We start from the raw sequence: 17,274 nt of genomic DNA, 5'->3' as shown, positions 1-17,274 counted from the left end.
CAAGCTAGAAACCAAGGCCAAAGCCCGTTCCGGTAATCGCCGAGTACATAAAGTAAACGTTGACCACGTTGAGGAACACACCCGTGATGCAACCGTTGCGCAGGTAGCGCTCGCACACGATGCGCGCCATGGCGGCGGAGTCATCATTGTTTTTAGCCTGGCGTCCCGCCGTAAAGTACGTCGCCACGCTCAGCAGCAGGTTGAGCACCGGCAGTGCCAGCAACTCGTAGCTCTTGCCCCAGCGCGTCGCCTCGCCGGCGGCATTAAACTTTGTTGCCACCTCGGGACCAATGTTGGGGATAACGCACGCTGCGACCACCAGCGGAATCACCGCAAGCACGAGCAGTGCAATACCCATGTAGCCAGCTTTTTTGCCATATTTAAACATATGCGTCGTCCTTACACGTTAAAGCGGAAGTGCACGACGTCGCCATCGGCCATGACATAGTCCTTGCCCTCAATACGCAGCTTGCCGGCGGCCTTGGCGCCCTGCTCACCGCCGAGCTCGATGTAGTCGTCATAGCCAATGACCTCGGCCTTAATAAAGCCGCGCTCAAAGTCGGTGTGGATAACGCCGGCGGCCTGCGGGGCGGTCGCGCCCTGACGAACCGTCCAGGCCTTGACCTCCATCTCGCCGGCCGTAAAGAATGACTGCAGGCCGAGCAGCTTGTAAGCCGCCTGCGCGAGCACGTCCAGACCGGGCTGCTCCAGGCCCAAGCTCTCCAGGTAGTCGGCCGCATCCTCGGGATCGAGCTCGGAAAGCTCGGCCTCGATCTTGGCGCAGATCGGCAGCGGCTTGACGCCATCGATTGGCGCCAGGTCCTCGTTGAGCATGTCCTCGTCTACGTTGGCCACATACAGGATGGGCTTCATGGTGAGCAGGAACAGGCCCTTGGCGGCGGCGCGCTCCTCATCGGTCATCTCCATGGACGCGGCGCGCTTGCCCTCGTTGAGCCAGGCGAGCAGGCGCTTGGCGACCTCGAACTTGGGCATGAGCTCCTTGTCGCGCTTGGCCTCCTTCTCGAGCTTGGGCAGCTGCTTCTCGAGCGTGCCCATGTCGGCCAGGATGAGCTCGGTCATGATGGTATCGGCGTCACCGGCGGGATCGACGAACTCGCCCGTGCGGCCCACCTCACGCATGACGTTGGGGTCTTTAAAGTAGCGCACGACCTCGCAGATGGCGTCGGTCTCGCGAATGTTGGCCAGGAACTGGTTGCCCAGGCCCTCGCCCTCGTTGGCACCCTTCACCAGGCCAGCGATGTCGACGAACTCGACCGTCGCCGGCACGATGCGACCCGGGTTAACGATGTCGGCGAGCTTTTGCAGGCGGCTATCGGGCACATCGACGATACCCACGTTGGGGTCGATCGTGGCGAACGGGTAGTTGGCGGCAAGGCCGGTCTTTTTGGTAAGCGCGGTGAACAGCGTCGACTTGCCCACGTTGGGCAGGCCCACGATACCGATGGAAAGGGACACGACAGCTCCTTTTGGTACAGGTACTTCAAACTGCATAAGTATAGCGCCGCCGCAGCATCTGGGCTAACCCGGACGCCACGGCGGCACGAATGAAGCAGAGATAGGGGTCGCTGACTAGTCCGCGAGTTTCTCCACCTGATCGAGCATCTTGTCGAGCTTGGCCTTCGCCTCAGCCTTGACCTTCTGGGCTTCTTCGTGGGCCTTAGCCTTCTGGGCGGCCTTTTCCTCGGCCTCGGGATCGACGACGACCAGGTTGGATGCATCATGTTCAACCAACTTAAGCGCATGCTCGGGGCACACCTTGACGCAGGCTCCGCAGCCTAGGCAATACGTGGACTCCAGTGCAAAGCGGCCGCTTCCCACCAGGTCACAGGCAAACGTGGGGCACACGTTGACGCACTCGCCGCACGACGTGCACTTGTCAAAATCGCATTCCGGCGTGCTCACCTGCATGTTCTGGGCAAGCTCGGGGTGGTTTTGCAACGTCGAGAGCACCAGTTGGCGCCCGTGCGTGAGCAAACGGCGACGCTTGGCCGACGTGGTACCGCACATGGTGTTGAGCGTACGCTCAAGCTGCGTGATCTGGTGACGGTGGGCCTTCAACTTCTGCGTCACCGAGGCCAGCGCCGCCGTTGCCGGATTGAGCTTGGTCACCGTCAGGCCCGTGGTGCGGGCAATCTTATCCATGTACTCCTTGCGCTCGTACTCGCGGCGCTTATGACATTTGAGGCTCTTGGGGTCGACCTCCAGGCCCATGCCCGTACCGGCCCACTCCTCGGCGGTGGCGATGGCCTCGCCCAGAATATCCTCGCCACCGGTGTTGCGGCACTTATCGCACACGCCCAACGGCAGGTACACGCTCACGTTGGGATAGTCGGCCAGCACCGAGAACCAGGTCTCGGCCGTAATATCGCCCACGCAGGCGACGACGACCTCGTTTTCGCGCGGCATGCGCTTGAGGGCGCGCGTGCAAGTGACGTAGGCGGTCTCGTGGCTCGTAGCTGCAGAGACAATGTCGTCGTAAAGGTTTTTGGGCGCCAGGCGCGGCGAGATGATCGCCTCGGTCGGACAGGCAGCGGCGCACAGGCCGCACTTGCGACAGGAGTCGAGGATCTCGATGGCGTCTTCCTCGACCTCGATAGCGTTGACCGGGCACACATCCATGCACGCGGTGCAGCCGCTCTTTTCGTTTTTGCAGGTCAGGCACGGAATGGTGTTGCCGCGCGGACGCTCCTTGTAGTCGGCAGGATTCCACTGCGGCGCCGACGGATCGAGTGCGTCGGTCACACCGCCAAGCGGGTTTTTAAGAAAGTCGAAACCCTTGCTGATTTCGATAATGTCATCAAACAGATCGTGTTCCTGCGCCATGCGCGGCCCCTCCCTGAGCAGTGCAAACAAGCAAGAGATAATGATACGCCATCGGCCCGTGCCTCGAGCAAATTACACGCGGAGCACCTTTGGGACAAATAGCCTATGGCCTATCGCCGCCTCGATTGCACAAGGTCAATCAAGCGCCAAACTATGCCTCGCACATGAGCTGCACGAGCTTTTGTTTGGTCACCTTGGCCTGCTCGTTGGCCATATTACGCTCGTTTCTAAAGGCCGCATTTGCAACACTCTGCAGGTCGGCATCGGAAATCTCGCCAAGGCCCAGATCCTCGAGCGTCGTCGGCAGACCAACGCGTTGGCAAAACTCGAGCACCTGTTCAAGCTCGGGCGCACGCTCCAGGCGCAGCTGCACCACCAGGCCAAATGCCACGGCCTCACCATGCATGGCCTTGCACTCGGGCAGAATCGTCAGACCGTTGGCGATGGCATGCGCCAACGCCAAGCCACCGCTCTCAAAGCCAACGCCCGAAAGCAGGATGTTGCACTCGATCAGGCGCTCAACCGCCGGCGATGTACGCCCCTTTTTGAGATCGCGCTTGGCAGCGACGCCGCATTCCATAAGCGTATCGTAGCAGGCACGTGCCGCGACCAGTGCCAAGTGCCCCGGCGCGCCACCGTGCTCGTTCGCGCCGTGCGCCGCGGCGCACGAATGCGCCTCAAAGTACGTTGCCAGCGCGTCGCCCATACCGGCGACCGTCATGCGCAGTGGGGCCGCCGCGACCACGTTGGTATCGACCACGACCAGGTCCGGATTCTTCTCGAGCATCAGATAGCGATCGAACGACCCATCCTCGTGATACAGCACCGAAATCGCGCTGCACGGACCGTCCATCGAAGCCGCCGTGGGGCATACACACAACGGCAGCTCAGCATAAAACGCAACGGCCTTTGCGACATCGAGCATCTTGCCGCCGCCAATGCCCACCACCATGTCGCAATACTCGGCCTGGGCTTCCTTGGCCATTTCGACAACGGCATCTTCCGTACACGGACCGTTGTAAATCTTAAAGAACGGCTCGCTTAGATCTTCATCCAGAAATCCATCGACGATTTGCCTGCACAGCCGATCCTCGGTGCCCTGGTCAAACAAGACATAGGCAGCGCAGCCCAACCATGACAAATACCTGCCCTGACGCGAAAGTTCGCCCGGCCCCTGAACATACCGGCCGGGACCGCCGTAAACCATAGGAAGCGCCATACGAGAATCCGCCCTTCATCAAACAACGATTGGTGCAAAGTAACCTGACCCCTTTGCACCAACTTGGTGCGATGGGGTCAGGTTAGTTTGCACCATAGCAAAAAGGGGCAAAGCCGTCTGCTGGCTTTGCCCCTTCCTTAGCTTGATTTACTCATCCATGAGATAGTAGTGTCCCAGCGCGTCGGCACCCAGGATGGCGTTTGCGACCATCTCGGGCGTCACCTCAAATGGCATATTGCACATGGTGTCATCGGGCGCGCAGGCGGCCTCGGCAACAATCATGGCCTGCTCGCGCGTAAGCTCGGCAACGCCAAGTTCCTTCATCGTGACCGGCAGGCCCAGCTCAATGCAGAAGCCCAAGACTTCCTCGAGTTTCTCAGTCGGAGCATCCTCGAGTACCAGCTGAACGATGGTGCCAAAGGCGACCTTCTCGCCGTGATACATGCCGTGGCACTCGGGCAGCATCGTCAGGCCATTGTGGATGGCATGAGCAGCAGCAAGGCCCGAGCTCTCAAAGCCAATGCCCGAAAGCAGCGTGTTGGCCTCGATGATATGCTCGACGGCAGGCGTGAGCGCACCCTTCTCCAGCGCGACCTTGGCCTTGACGCCATCGGCCATAAGCGTCTCGTAGCAGAGCTTGGCGAGCGCCAGGCCGGCCATGCCGCCCTTACCGCCGGCGCAAGTGCCACCGTCGGCATCATGCGTCGCCTGGGCCTCAAAGTAGGTTGCGAGCGCATCGCCCATACCGGAAACCGTCAGGCGCACCGGGCTCGCCGCGATAACCGTCGTATCCATCAGGACAATGTTGGGGTTTGCCTTAAGGAAGAGATATTTATCGAACTGGCCATCGTCGGTGTAGAGCACCGAAAGTGCCGAACACGGGGCATCGGTCGAAGCAATGGTGGGGCAAATGATAACCGGGGACTCCAGGTAATAGGCGACGGCCTTCGCGGTGTCGAGGATCTTGCCGCCACCGACGCCGACGATGATGTCGCAACCGTTGTCGCGAGCGAGCGCAACCAGGCGATCGACCTCGCCCTTGGAGCACTCGCCGTTAAAGTCCTCAAACAGCAGCTCGGCCTTAGCCTCGGCAAAACCGCCCTCGATCTTGGCACCGACGCGCTTCTTGCCCGAAGGCGTCACGATGACGAGGGCCTTAGCGCCGAGCGGCTCGACATAGGAGCCGAGCTTGGCCAGCTCGTCCGGACCCTGGATGTACTTGCTGGGGCTATTGAAAATTGCAGCCATAACTATCCCATTCTCTAAAAGAAAAAAGAAAGGGGCTCCGTACGGATACGTGCGGAGCCCCTCGTTACGATAACAAGAGTCGATTAGAAATCGATGTCGGTGTCGTAGTAGCAGGCCTTGAGGATCTTCTCGAAGTCGGCAGCCTTGGTCTCACGCGGGTTCTCCGGCGTGCAGGCGTCGGTCTCGGCGTTCGCGGCGATCTCGGGCAGCTTGGCGAGGAACTCCTCCTCGGAAACCATCTGCGGGTTCTCGGCGTCGACCTTCACGCCACCATTCGCGTAATCCTTGATGGACTGCGGAATGTTGAGCTGGTCGTTGAGGTCGCGAATCTTCTGGACGAGCGCGGCGATGAGCTCCTCGTTGGTCTCGCCGGGAAGGTGCAGGATCTCCTTGGCCACGTAAGCATAACGCTCGGCAGCACGGGGATCCTTGGAGTTCCACTGGATGACCTTGCCCAGGTACATGGCGTTAGCAGCACCGTGGATGATGTGGCCGTTCTCGAAGGCAGCACCGGTCTTGTGAGCCATGGAGTGAACGATGCCGAGCAGGCCCGAGGAGAAGGCGATACCGGCGATGCACTGAGCCTCGTGCATGTGCTGACGGGCCTCATGGTCGCCAGCATAGGACTTGGGCAGCCACTCGACGATCTCGCGGATGCCGTGCAGAGCGTTGGCGTCGGTGAACATGGAAGCGCAGGTGGAAACGTAGGCCTCCATGCAGTGGGTCAGAGCGTCCATGCCGGTGTGAGCGCACAGCTTGGCGGGCATGGTGTAGGTGAGCTCGGGGTCGACGATGGCGACATCAGGGGTGATGTTGAAGTCGGCCAGCGGGTACTTGATGCCCTTGGCGTAGTCGGTAATGACGGAGAAGGCAGTGACCTCGGTAGCGGTACCGGAGGTAGAGGAGATGGCGCAGAAGTGAGCCTTCTGACGCAGCTCGGGGAAGCTGAACGGCTGGATGATGTTATCGAAGGACTCCTCGGGATACTCGTAGAAGACCCACATGGCCTTAGCGGCATCGATGGGCGAGCCGCCGCCGATGGCGATAATCCAGTCGGGCTCGAACTCGCGCATGGCCTCGGCGCCCTTCATGACCGTCTCGATGGACGGATCGGACTCGACGCCCTCGAACAGCTTGACCTCGAAGCCGCCTTCCTTAAGGTCGGCCTCAACGTCCTGCAGGAACCCGCCGCGGCGCATAGAGCTGCCGCCAGAAACGATGATGGCCTTCTTGCCCTTGAGGTTCTTCACCTCGTGGCGAGCGCCCTCACCAAAGTACAGATCACGAGGATTGGTAAAACGTCCCATACTGTGCCTCCTAAACAAGCCCCTCTTAGACTTGCGTATATAACGGAGCACCCGATTGGCTCCGTTAGGACCGTTTTGCGCGTTGCCGGCGATGACAGTGCGCGATGTCTAAACGTCTCAACGCTCAGACAAACACTATTCTACCGTTCTGGTTGGTCAGTTATTCACCTAAAGCCGACAATGATGAAACGTTTTTTCTATCCCTGAAGACCCTTGTGGGGCATTCATACTCCCAAGCTGGGCAAACGTTTTATCAAGGTTGACCACATATCCCGGGCAGGACTGTGGCCCTCCAAAATGTGCCCCGTTCGCCGCCAAAAATCGACCGTTTGCGGCATCGTGATACCACTCAGTCGTCCAAGGTGCCGACATTTGTGCGACATCCGTCTTCGTGGTGCAAAGGTGCATGTCCAAGTGCGGCACCCCCGGTGTGCCACATGCGGGTAAACTAGAACCTTATATAGAGACATTTGAACCCTAACCGCAGCAAAGGAGGCCCCATGGCATTCGATCCCATTCAAGAGGATTGCCATCGCCTCGTTCTTGAGGCCTTGCGCCGCGACAATATCCCGCTCACCGACGGTGCCGCCGTAGAGCGTCTGATGGAACAATTCACCCGCAACCCCGCGCCGCTCATCGTGCACGACCGCGACCGCGCCGGGCACCTCATTGCCAAGGTGGTCGAGGCTGTCGACTACCGCATTCCCTTTATCCCTGACGATACCCAGGCAGAGCAAGAAGAGGCCGCTGCCGAGAACATGCTTCGCGAGGCAGCCGCGCTCGACCCCACCAACTGGGATGCCCAGCGCATGCTGACCGCCCTCACCGCCAACTCCAACGAGGAGTACGTACAGTACCTGGTATCCAAGCGCGATGAAGTCGAGCACGACCTGGCACTCAAGATCGCCTCGGCGCAGGACCCCTACGAGCGTGAGGCCGCAGGCGACCTTATGCGCCGCCCCTACCTGCGCTGGCTTGCCGCCCTTGCGTCGCGCGCCCTCATTAGCGGCCGCTATCGCATGTCGCTCGAAGCCGCAAACTGCAGCCTCGACTTTGCCCCCAACGATCCGGCCGGCGTCCGTCACACCGCGATGCTCGCCATGGCGAAGCTCGAATACCCCGCCGAGGAGCTCAAGCGCTTTCGCTCTGCCCACTCCGTCCCCTATCTCACCAACACGCCGCTACGCCGTCGTCCCAAGGACGCGGAGCGCGACTTGGACCCATGGACGCTCATCGCGCTGATGAGCGCTGCCTGGCGCGAGCTGGACTACGAGGGTGCCGAGCACTACTTGCGCATCCTTGCACGCTCGTGCCCACACGCAGCCGAGGCGCTCTATTTCCAAACCGAGTTTCCCGATGGCGTCTATGCCCGCGTCAACGTGGGCGTGGGCTCCACCGACGAGCTTGTCCTTGCGCTGTCCGAGGCGACGCCGGTACTGCAGGAGGGCTTGGGCGCCCCCGACAACGCCAGCTTCGCTGCCTGGGTCGCCACCAACGATATCGTCCGCTCCCAGATCGACGAGCGCATCCTGCGGGCGGCCGAGCAGGGCTTGCCGTTTAAGGGAGGAGACCTCTAATGGATCCGAGCGTCTACATCCCCGTCTACCTGGAGCGCGCCTACCTTGCGTCGCACCCCGAACTCACCGATGCAGCACGCGAGCTTGTCCATAACGACGTGAGCGTCAACCCTCATAAGTATGCGCAGACCGAGCATGCCCAGGCACTGCTGTCCTATGCAGGCGTCCACCGCCACCTGCTCGACGAGCTCCATCGCATCGAGGACATGGGCAGCGATGAGGAGTTTGAGCAGACGCGCAACCGCCTGTTCGACGATATGCGCGATGAGCTACTCAAAATCGTCCGCGTCGATGCGTATGTCCTCGATGCCCAGCTGCTCGCCATCATTTTGGCGGACACGCCCGTCGACGCCTGTCTAGGCGACTTGATGAAGCTCGAGGCGACCACGGCCGATTACTTGCAGCAAAGCGTGCCCGGGTTCGACATGGAGGCCCCGCACTACTGGGCCAACAAGGTTTTGACGGACGGCGTGACGGCGGCCGATCTCACCGTAAGCGAGCCGGCTCTTATCGGGTGGCTCCACACGCTCGAGGCCATCTCGCAGCTGTGCATGGCGAGCGCTCGCTACCGTGCTGCCGCCAACTATTCTCGCCGCGTTCTTAAGGCGGAAGGCTATCCCACCCGAGCTGCAGGCACCGTGCTACTCGCCCTCGCTCGCCTGGAAGACGAGGACGGCTTTTTTGCCCTGGCCCACCAGCTCGAGGAGCAGATGGGGGCCGATGCCCTCGAGAGCTCCCCCTGGTACCTACTCGCCCGCACGATCCTGTTGTTCAAAACAAACAAGATGCGCCCGGCGACACGCGCGCTGCGCGAGTTTGCCAACCGCTGCGAGGGCGGCGCGTTCTTTTTGCTGAACCCCATGTATCAGACACCGTACCTTCCCTGCCGGCCCGAACCGCACGACCCCTGGGACCTTTCGCATCAGGCAGTTTGGGAGGCCGACGGCATCATCTCGGATACTCCCGACTTTGCCCCCTGGGCCAACGCTTGCGAAGACGTATCGCAGCTTGCCCAGGAATTTGCGCGCCGTTACGGCTTTTAACGGCGCAAACGCCACGACCATGTCATTCACGTTAGGAACGGCTTCATGAACTTCCGCTCATCTCTCGCCTGCACCTCGAGCGATATCGCCCGCTGGGGGCTGCGCTCCGTCCTTAAGCGCCAGGGCGGCGTACTCCCCGGCCGCATCGCCATGAAGATCGACCCCGAGCTGCTAAGCGACCTCGCGGGCCTTGTCGACCGCAGCGTGGTGATCACCGGCACCAACGGCAAGACCACCACCTCCAACCTCATCGCCGATGCCGTTGCCGCCAGCGGCGCCACCGTGGTATGCAACCGCGCCGGCAACAACATGGAGCCAGGCGTGGTGGGCGCGTTGCTCGAGGCGCGCGGCAACCTTAAGCGAACCGCCAGCAGCAAGCGCGTAGGCGTCTTTGAGTGCGACGAGCTCTACACGGTGCGCGTCCTGCCCAAGCTCAAGCCGACCTACTTTGTGCTGCTCAACCTGTTCCGCGACCAGCTGGACCGCTACGGTGAGATCGACCATACCCAGGATGTCATCGCCCACGCGCTGGAGCTTTCGCCGACAACGACGCTCATCTATAACGCCGACGACCCGCTGTGTGCCGCGATCGCCGCGCGCGTTCCCAATGCAAGCATCGCCTTTGGCATCGACGGCGCCACCGACACCGAGTCTGACCGCATTAGCGACTCGCGCTTTTGCTCGCAGTGCAACGCGCCGCTGGAGTACGACTATGTGCAGTACGGACAGCTTGGAGCATACCATTGCCCCTCGTGCGGCTGGGGTCGTCCCGCGCTGGTCCGTCGCGTAACGGACGTTGAGCTCACCTGCAACGGCTACGGCTTTGACCTGAACTTTGGACCCGATACTGACGCACCCGCAACGCACATCGCCACGCGCTACAACGGCCTATACATGGTCTATAACGTTGCCGCCGCCTTCTTTGCGGCGCGCGAGCTGGGCGTGGGCGCGGCACATCTACAGTCCACGCTCGATGCCTACGTCCCCGCCGGCGGACGCATGGGCCGCTGGGAGATCGCCGGCCGTACCGTCGAGGCAAACCTGGCCAAGAATCCCGTGGGCTTCGATCGCCAGATCCAGTCCATTAAGACGGCGGGCGGCAGACTCTGCGCCTTCTTTCTGAACGACAACGACGCCGACGGCCACGATGTCTCGTGGATCTACGACGTCGACTTCGAGCGCATCGCCGATACCCCAGGGCTTGTCGCCTTTGCCGGCGGCACGCGTGCACACGATATGCAGGTACGCCTGAAGTACGCCGGCATCGACTCCGCCATCATCTCGAATATCGAGCAGGCAATCGGCGCCGTGGCAGACGAGGAGGCTGGCGACACTTTCTACGCCGTCGCCAATTACACGGCCTTCCCGCCGCTGGTCAAGGAGCTCGACGAGCTTAAGGGCACCGATGCGAGCTCGGTTGCCTCCCACGCCGCAACGCGCGCCGATGGCAGCGCTGTCCCCACCGATATTGCGCCGGTCGAACTCTCGCGCCCCCTGCGCATCGTCTACCTGTATCCCGATGCCCTCAACCTCTATGGCGACGGCGGCAACGTCATTGCCCTCGAGCGCCGCTGCGCCTGGCGCGGCATTCCCGTGCGTGTGGACGAGGTCCGCATGGGCGAGTCGCTCGATCTCACCGACGCCGACATCGTTATGATGGGCGGTGGCTCCGACCGCGACCAGCTTGCCGTGGCACACGAGCTGCTCGCTCAAAAAGACAAGGTCGCGTCCTATGTTGAGGATGGCGGCTCGCTGCTCGCTATCTGCGGCAGCTATCAGCTGCTCGGCCGTTCGTACTATATGGGTGAGAATCGCCTCGAGGGCCTGGGCGTCATTGCCGCCGAAACCGTGCGCGGCTCCGACCGCCTGATCGGCAACGTCGCCGTCAAGACCGACCTGGCACCCGAGCCCTTTGTGGGATTCGAGAACCACGGTGGCCGCACGCTTTTGGACGCCGAGGCCACGCCGCTCGGAACGTCCGTCGTCACGGGCACCGGTAACAACGGCGACGACGGCTTTGAGGGTCTGATCTACAAGGGCGTCATCGGCACGTACCTACACGGACCGGCACTGCCCAAGAACCCCGAACTCGCCGACTGGCTCATCACCCACGCTCTCGAGCGCCGTGGCGATGCACAGGCCACCGCTCTGCTGCCGCTCAAGCCCCTCGACGACGCTTACGAGCACGCCGCCCACGACGCCGCGATGAAGCTCCTCCCCTAACGCCCCGCCACCACAAAGGGGACAGGCACCTTTGTGGTGGTTTTGATCTGCCACGTTTGTTTGTCTCGATCTGTAACATCTAGGCCGTTGAAAGTCGTCTTACTGTTACAGATTGAGATATTCGTCCCGACGCCCGCCGTCTGTCTCGATCTGTAACAGATAGAGCCGATTTATCAGCCCAGATGTTACAGGTTGAGATGTTTGAAGATCGGGATAGGGAGCCAGCTCCTGTGTGGTGGTTTTCCAGTTTGCCAACGATATACGCGCCGGCAAAAAAGTCTGCTATACTCTTTCCCACTGTCCCCATCGTCTAGCGGCCAAGGACGCCACCCTTTCAAGGTGGATATCGCGGGTTCGAATCCCGCTGGGGGCACCACAGAATCTGAGAAGCCCGTTACCAATTCGGTAGCGGGCTTTTTGCTACCCATGCGCCGGGATTCGAACCCGACAGGGTGCGGAGCTGAGGAAACGCGCAAGCGTTTTCCAGCGCAGCACGCAAGGAGCGGAGCGACGCAGCGGAAGCGAGCGGCGGAAGCCGCACGCGGACATCCCGCTGGGGGCACCAACTTTAAAATGTTCGAACCCGCCGGATGTAAGGTCCGACGGGTTCGTTCTTTTTGCCGTTATAAGACGAAAAGTACTCAACGCCCTTGCGCTAGATGAACAGTTCGCATTCTTTTCGCTCAGAGCAGGCTTTGCTCAACATCTTGGTAGCCGCAGAGAGCATGACGGGATTTACCGCGCGAGCGCCCCGCGGACATACGGCGACACAGCGCATGCAAGAGATACAGGCCTTTTTGTCCACCCGCTTGGGATCGTCTTTGTCGATAGCGCCAACGGGACACACTGCGACGCAAGCCCCGCAGGCGGTGCACTCCTTTGTGGCCATAGGCACCATACCGGTACCCCCGGCTTTCTTATAGGGACGATTACCCGGAATAGCCGGCTCAGAAGCATCTCCTGCAGACATCTTTTGCTGAATCTGATCCGCAAACCCAGCGAGCTGCGCCGCGTCCTGTGCATCAGGCCGACCGGCGGCAAACTGGCGAACAATAGAATGCTCGGCGATGGCAGAAACCGCCGCGATCACCCGAAAGCCCGCATCTTTCGCCGCATCCTCAAGCTCGACCAGCGTGTCCTCATACGCGCGATTTCCGTAAACGCAAACCAGAACCGCCTGCGCACCGTTTCCCCGCATCATACCCAAGCGCTCCGCGGCCACAGCCGGGACTCGCCCGCCATACGAGGGCACCGCGACCACGGCTACATCCTCTTTTGTCATCGCAACTGTGCGAAAACCAAGCCCGCTATCGGTCAGATCTACAGCAACGGTTTCCCCTTCCAACGCATTGGCAATGTAGCCAGACGCCTTTTCCGTTCCGCCGGTCGGGCTAAACACGATATCGAATACCTTCATCGGATAATCCTCCCCTTTACGAACAAACGCCCGAAACGTCCGCATGCCAAAACAGGTTACAACTTTTAAGATGCCCCGCGCGAAACACCTGCTCGGCTGCAAGTTCAGAGCAGGTCCGAGCGACATAAAGAGAAGGGGCCTCGCACAGGCGAGACCCCTTCGCACACAAAATCAAACGTGTCTGTTACACATAGAACAGAATGTCGTCGTAGGTCGGAACCGGCCAGTAGTCGGCGGCCACGATCTCCTCCATGGCATCCACGGCGGCGCGCAGCGTATCCATAGCGGGAACGACCTCATGTGCATACACGTTGGCCTGCTCCTGGCCATCGAGAGCCTCGGCTTTCTGATGCACGGCGTCGAGTGCCTTGATGGAGTCGTTGATGGTGGTGATGCCGTTGCAGAGCTTGTTGAGCGTGTTCTGCTCGCACTGCATGGCGGCCTCGGCACCGGCGGCACGAATAGTCTCAAGGCCCTTAGCGACCTTGGTGGCATAGGCGGTAATGACCGGGCGATAGGTGCGACGCGCCTCGCGAACCATCGTGGTGGCCTCGATGTTCATGAGCTTGTTGTACTTCTCGAGCTTGCAGTCGTAGCGGCACTGGGCCTCAGCCTTGGTCAGGACACCCGTCTCCTCAAAGAGCGCAATGGCCTTATCGGAAACAAAGGCGGGCAGGGCATCGGCCGTGGTCTTGTTGTTGGCAAGGCCGCGCTTCTCGGCCTCGACGGGCCACTCGTCGGAGTAGCCATCGCCGGAGAACAGGATGCGCTGGTGATCGGTCAGCACCTTCTTGCAGTACTCGAGCGCGGCGTCCTGGAACTCATCCTCGGGCGTACCCTCAAGCGCGTCGGCGAAGGACTTGAGCGACTTGGCCACGGCGGCATCGAGCACCAGGTTGGAGTCGGAGACGTTCTGCTCGGAGCCGCAGGCACGGAACTCAAACTTATTGCCGGTAAAGGCAAACGGGGAGGTGCGGTTGCGGTCGGTGTTGTCCTGCATCAGCTTGGGCAGGGTATCGGCGCCCAGGTCGAGCACGCCGCGCGTGGCATGGACGGAAGCCTTGCCATCGATGATCTTCTCGACGACCTCGGTAAGCTGGTCGCCCAGGAAGATGGACATAATCGCCGGAGGAGCCTCGTTGGCGCCCAGACGATGGTCGTTGCCGGCCGAGGCAACGGAGGCACGCAGGAGCTCCTGATAGTTATCGACGGCCTCGATCACCGCGGTGAGGAAGACGATGAACTGCAGGTTGTCGAGCGGGGTGTCGCCCGGATCGAGCAGATTCTCGGACTCGGTGCCAAGCGACCAGTTGTTGTGCTTGCCCGAACCGTTGATGCCCTCGAAGGGCTTCTCGTGCAGCAGGCAGACCAAGTCGTGGCGGGAGGCGATGAGCTTCATCTTCTCCATCATGACCAGATTCTGGTCGATGGCCTCGTTGACCTCGCCATAGACCGGTGCGAGCTCATGCTGGCAGGGAGCAACCTCGTTGTGCTTGGTCTTGGCGGGAATGCCAAGCGCCCACAGTTCATCGTCCAGGTCCTTCATATAGGCCGAGACGGTGGGGCGGATAGCGCCAAAGTAGTGCTCCTCGAGCTCCTGGCCCTTGCAGGGAGCAGCGCCAAAGAGGGTGCGGCCGGTGATGACCAGGTCTTTGCGCTTGCGATAGGCGTCCTTCTTGATCAGGAAGTACTCCTGCTCGTCGCCCACGGAAGGAACGACCTTCTTGGGGGTCTTGCCAAACAGCGCCAAAACGCGCTTAGACTCACGCGAGAGCGCGGTCATGGAACGCAGCAGCGGGGTCTTCTTGTCCAGGGCCTCGCCCGTGTAGGAGCAGAAAGCCGTGGGGATGCACAGGACATCGTCCTTGATAAAGGCGGGGCTAGTGGGATCCCAAGCGGTGTAGCCACGGGCCTCGAAGGTAGCGCGCAGGCCGCCGTTGGGGAAGCTGGAGGCGTCCGGCTCGCCCTGGATGAGGTTCTTGCCCGTAAACTTGGTAATGGCGGTGCCGTCGTGGTTGGGCTCCAGGAAGCTATCGTGCTTCTCGGAAGTAATGCCCGAAAGCGGCTGGAACCAGTGCGCGTAGTGCGTCGCACCCTTGGAGATGGCCCAGACCTTCATGGCATGGGCAACGGCGTTGGCCACGTCCAGGTCGAGCGGCTCACCGCCCTCGAGGGTTGCAGCAAGGCGCTTCCAAATGTCCTTGGGGAGGTAATCCTTCATGACTTCCTCAGAGAACACCATGGTCCCGAAGCGGTCAGTAAGTTCGGCCATACGGAACTCCCTTCGTATCGGCACCGCGTGAGAAGCGGTGTTGATTACTAACGAACGAGTCATAGCTTAGACTCGCCGTGTTTCCGCGACATTACCGTTATGTTGCCGTCGCGAAACCAATCAATGAGGTTACCCTATCGAGGCGGCGTTGCCACCCTCAACAGCCAATCAACTGCATAAATTGCAGACCTCTCCCCATGGTTTAAGGGTAGTCAATGTAGAATGGGGCTCTATTAACTGGTATTTCGCATCAGATACCATTCAATATAGCCCCATCCTACATTGACCGCTCTGTTATAGGAAATGCCGATAGCGAAGCATTTTCGATTGGTATCCCCAAATAGCGAGTAAAACTCCATCGTGGCACAGTGGTGCTGTAGAATCCTTACAACACATCGCACTATTACGTATCTAAAGGAGCACGATATGCGCGTCGACGAGCTTTTTAAGCAGGCGGCATCCCAGGGCACCACACCCGTTTCGTTTGAGATGTTCCCGCCCAAGGGCGAGCTGACCCTCGACACGGCTCGCAAAGTGGCAGGCAATCTGTGCAAGCTTTCGCCGAGCTTTGTCTCGGTCACCTGCTCGGCCGGCGGCTCGGGCAACGGTGCCACCACCGCCCCCATCGCGCATATGATTACGAGCGAATTCGATACGCCCTCGGTGGCGCACCTCACCTGCGTTGGCCGCACGCATGCCGATATCGCCGCCAAGATTGATGAATACCGCTCCGCCGGCGTAGAAAATGTACTGGCCCTGCGCGGCGATCTTCCCGCCGGCGCGACCGAGGACGACAAGCCCGCCTCGGACTACGCCTACGCCCGCGACCTCATCCCTGAGCTCGTCGACGCCGGCTTTTGCGTGGGCGCCGCAGCTTACCCCGAGGGCCACATTGCCTGTGAAGATCTCAACGCCTCGGTCGAATACCTCAAGCAAAAACAGGACGCCGGCGCGAGCTTCTTTGTGACGCAGCTCTTTTTTGATAACGAGTGCTTCTACCGTTTTCGCGAGCTTGCCGACAAGGCCGGCATCACCGTGCCCATTACCGCGGGCATCATGCCGTTTATGGGCAAGTCGCAGATCAGCCGCATGGTCTTTATGTGCGGCGCGTCGCTGCCCTCCCCCGTCATCAAGATCCTCGCCAAGTACGAGAACGACCCCGAGAGCCTGCAGGCAGCCGGTGTAGATTATGCCGCCCATCAGCTTTGCGACCTCAAGGAGCACGGTGCCGACGGTCTGCACCTGTACACTATGAACCGTCCTGCAATCGCCGCGACCATTATGGAGCGCCTGGGGTAATGGAAAAACCGCACATCGATACAGCTTTTGGTGAAGTGCCGGCCGATCTTGCGTCGCCGGCGCTCTACCGTATCGATGCCGCCCATCGCCCCCGCGTCGACCGTGCCGAGATGCTGCGCTACCTGGGCTACGGCGGTCAGCAGATTGAGCCCGAGCTGTCGCAGCGTATTGAGCTTGTCGTTGAGCGTCTGGAACTGGACATTGAGCCCCGTGGCGTGCGCCGCGTTTTTGCCGTCGATGCCACGGGCGTCGATGAGCAGGGAGAGCCTTGCATTCGCTTGGTCGGCACCAACGTTGAGCTGCGCGGTCGCGATATCTATCGCCATCTCAAAGACGCCCGCTTTGCCGCACTCATGGCATGCACCCTCGGCATGGACGCCGAGCGTCGCCTGCGTACCACGGGAGCCCAGCAGCCCCTGGAGGGAGCTGTGCTCGACGCCGCATGCTGTGCCTATGTAGAAGCCGCCGTCGAGCAGATGGACCAGCAGGTTAAGGCTGCGGCCGCCGCACACGGACTCGCCGGTAACTGGCGCTTCAGTCCCGGCTACGGCGACTGCCCGCTTACGGCACAGCGCTCAATCGTGGACGCGCTCAACGCCACGCGGCTCATCGGGCTTACCGTCACGCCCACCAGCCTGCTCATGCCCACCAAGAGCGTGACCGCGGTGATCGGTCTGTTCGACGGCGAGGTCCACGACGCCCAGAGCCGCCCCACCTGCAATATCTGCCGCATGCGCGAGCACTGTCGCTTCCGCGCCGCCCACACCACCTGCTATTCGCATTCTGAATAAAATGTCAATTGATGGCACGGTATCGAGGGAATCT

Annotated in this window: 13 protein-coding genes and 1 tRNA gene; 6 read left to right on the top strand and 8 right to left on the bottom strand. The window is 60.9% G+C overall.

Going from position 1 to position 17,274, the window contains the following annotated elements:
* Window positions 1-4 precede the first annotated feature (4 nt).
* The 6 genes from ACGHEN_RS02290 to ACGHEN_RS02265 form a co-directional block, all read right to left on the bottom strand.
* The gene (locus tag ACGHEN_RS02290) at window positions 5-388 is read right to left on the bottom strand and encodes a DUF1648 domain-containing protein (protein ID WP_117640119.1); all 384 of its coding nucleotides are present in this window, start codon (window positions 386-388) and stop codon (window positions 5-7) included.
* Window positions 389-399: 11 nt separating this feature from the next.
* Window positions 400-1,476 (bottom strand): redox-regulated ATPase YchF, encoded by a 1,077-nt coding sequence (gene ychF / locus ACGHEN_RS02285; protein ID WP_055309950.1) that lies wholly within the window; start codon window positions 1,474-1,476, stop codon window positions 400-402.
* 114 nt (window positions 1,477-1,590) lie between these two features.
* Window positions 1,591-2,844: a 4Fe-4S binding protein gene (locus tag ACGHEN_RS02280; RefSeq protein ID WP_271744132.1), complete on the bottom strand. Its 1,254-nt coding sequence runs from the start codon at window positions 2,842-2,844 to the stop codon at window positions 1,591-1,593.
* A gap of 151 nt (window positions 2,845-2,995) precedes the next feature.
* On the bottom strand, window positions 2,996-4,063 hold the full coding sequence (locus tag ACGHEN_RS02275) for a glycerol dehydrogenase (protein WP_390397080.1): 1,068 nt from the start codon (window positions 4,061-4,063) through the stop codon (window positions 2,996-2,998).
* A 147-nt stretch (window positions 4,064-4,210) separates the two neighbouring features.
* On the bottom strand, window positions 4,211-5,311 hold the full coding sequence (locus ACGHEN_RS02270; protein WP_117563611.1) for a glycerol dehydrogenase: 1,101 nt from the start codon (window positions 5,309-5,311) through the stop codon (window positions 4,211-4,213).
* Window positions 5,312-5,394: 83 nt separating this feature from the next.
* The gene (locus ACGHEN_RS02265) at window positions 5,395-6,618 is read right to left on the bottom strand and encodes an iron-containing alcohol dehydrogenase (protein ID WP_117583326.1); all 1,224 of its coding nucleotides are present in this window, start codon (window positions 6,616-6,618) and stop codon (window positions 5,395-5,397) included.
* Window positions 6,619-7,118: 500 nt separating this feature from the next.
* Between ACGHEN_RS02265 and ACGHEN_RS02260 the strand changes: the two genes are divergently transcribed.
* From ACGHEN_RS02260 to ACGHEN_RS02245, 4 genes are all read left to right on the top strand, one after another.
* Window positions 7,119-8,195, top strand: coding sequence for a hypothetical protein (locus ACGHEN_RS02260; RefSeq protein WP_250786838.1), 1,077 nt, complete (start codon window positions 7,119-7,121; stop codon window positions 8,193-8,195).
* Window positions 8,195-9,238, top strand: coding sequence for a hypothetical protein (locus ACGHEN_RS02255; protein WP_390397075.1), 1,044 nt, complete (start codon window positions 8,195-8,197; stop codon window positions 9,236-9,238). The genes ACGHEN_RS02260 and ACGHEN_RS02255 overlap by 1 nt, the downstream gene beginning before the upstream one ends.
* Before the next feature lie 45 nt (window positions 9,239-9,283).
* Window positions 9,284-11,461 (top strand): MurT ligase domain-containing protein, encoded by a 2,178-nt coding sequence (locus tag ACGHEN_RS02250; protein ID WP_390397072.1) that lies wholly within the window; start codon window positions 9,284-9,286, stop codon window positions 11,459-11,461.
* 299 nt (window positions 11,462-11,760) lie between these two features.
* Window positions 11,761-11,837: transfer RNA gene (locus tag ACGHEN_RS02245), tRNA-Glu, on the top strand.
* A 279-nt stretch (window positions 11,838-12,116) separates the two neighbouring features.
* Here ACGHEN_RS02245 and ACGHEN_RS02240 read toward each other — a convergent pair.
* Window positions 12,117-12,878 (bottom strand): 4Fe-4S dicluster domain-containing protein, encoded by a 762-nt coding sequence (locus ACGHEN_RS02240; RefSeq protein ID WP_390397070.1) that lies wholly within the window; start codon window positions 12,876-12,878, stop codon window positions 12,117-12,119.
* A 184-nt stretch (window positions 12,879-13,062) separates the two neighbouring features.
* Window positions 13,063-15,150, bottom strand: a complete 2,088-nt coding sequence (locus ACGHEN_RS02235) for a glutamine synthetase III (protein ID WP_118205277.1) — start codon at window positions 15,148-15,150, stop codon at window positions 13,063-13,065.
* Window positions 15,151-15,576: 426 nt separating this feature from the next.
* Between ACGHEN_RS02235 and ACGHEN_RS02230 the strand changes: the two genes are divergently transcribed.
* Together ACGHEN_RS02230 and ACGHEN_RS02225 are read left to right on the top strand one after the other, a co-directional pair.
* Window positions 15,577-16,449: a methylenetetrahydrofolate reductase gene (locus ACGHEN_RS02230; RefSeq protein WP_390397067.1), complete on the top strand. Its 873-nt coding sequence runs from the start codon at window positions 15,577-15,579 to the stop codon at window positions 16,447-16,449.
* Window positions 16,449-17,240, top strand: coding sequence for a hypothetical protein (locus ACGHEN_RS02225; protein ID WP_390397065.1), 792 nt, complete (start codon window positions 16,449-16,451; stop codon window positions 17,238-17,240). The genes ACGHEN_RS02230 and ACGHEN_RS02225 overlap by 1 nt, the downstream gene beginning before the upstream one ends.
* Window positions 17,241-17,274: the final 34 nt, after the last annotated feature.

Origin of the sequence: Collinsella sp. i06-0019-1H4 (genome assembly GCF_042849575.1) — a bacterium.
Taxonomy (GTDB): Bacteria; Actinomycetota; Coriobacteriia; order Coriobacteriales; family Coriobacteriaceae; genus Collinsella.
The sequence above is the reverse complement of the archived record's forward strand: the minus strand, read 5'-3'. Positions and strand labels throughout refer to the sequence as shown.

What these genes read in the sequence shown, in the direction of transcription:
- ACGHEN_RS02290 (WP_117640119.1), bottom strand. Translation starts at nt 388, where the DNA reads ATGTTTAAATATGGCAAAAAAGCTGGCTACATGGGTATTGCACTGCTC.
- ACGHEN_RS02280 (WP_271744132.1), bottom strand. Translation starts at nt 2,844, where the DNA reads ATGGCGCAGGAACACGATCTGTTTGATGACATTATCGAAATCAGCAAG.
- ACGHEN_RS02275 (WP_390397080.1), bottom strand. Translation starts at nt 4,063, where the DNA reads ATGGCGCTTCCTATGGTTTACGGCGGTCCCGGCCGGTATGTTCAGGGG.
- ACGHEN_RS02270 (WP_117563611.1), bottom strand. Translation starts at nt 5,311, where the DNA reads ATGGCTGCAATTTTCAATAGCCCCAGCAAGTACATCCAGGGTCCGGAC.
- ACGHEN_RS02265 (WP_117583326.1), bottom strand. Translation starts at nt 6,618, where the DNA reads ATGGGACGTTTTACCAATCCTCGTGATCTGTACTTTGGTGAGGGCGCT.
- ACGHEN_RS02260 (WP_250786838.1), top strand. Translation starts at nt 7,119, where the DNA reads ATGGCATTCGATCCCATTCAAGAGGATTGCCATCGCCTCGTTCTTGAG.
- ACGHEN_RS02255 (WP_390397075.1), top strand. Translation starts at nt 8,195, where the DNA reads ATGGATCCGAGCGTCTACATCCCCGTCTACCTGGAGCGCGCCTACCTT.
- ACGHEN_RS02250 (WP_390397072.1), top strand. Translation starts at nt 9,284, where the DNA reads ATGAACTTCCGCTCATCTCTCGCCTGCACCTCGAGCGATATCGCCCGC.
- ACGHEN_RS02240 (WP_390397070.1), bottom strand. Translation starts at nt 12,878, where the DNA reads ATGAAGGTATTCGATATCGTGTTTAGCCCGACCGGCGGAACGGAAAAG.
- ACGHEN_RS02235 (WP_118205277.1), bottom strand. Translation starts at nt 15,150, where the DNA reads ATGGCCGAACTTACTGACCGCTTCGGGACCATGGTGTTCTCTGAGGAA.
- ACGHEN_RS02230 (WP_390397067.1), top strand. Translation starts at nt 15,577, where the DNA reads ATGCGCGTCGACGAGCTTTTTAAGCAGGCGGCATCCCAGGGCACCACA.
- ACGHEN_RS02225 (WP_390397065.1), top strand. Translation starts at nt 16,449, where the DNA reads ATGGAAAAACCGCACATCGATACAGCTTTTGGTGAAGTGCCGGCCGAT.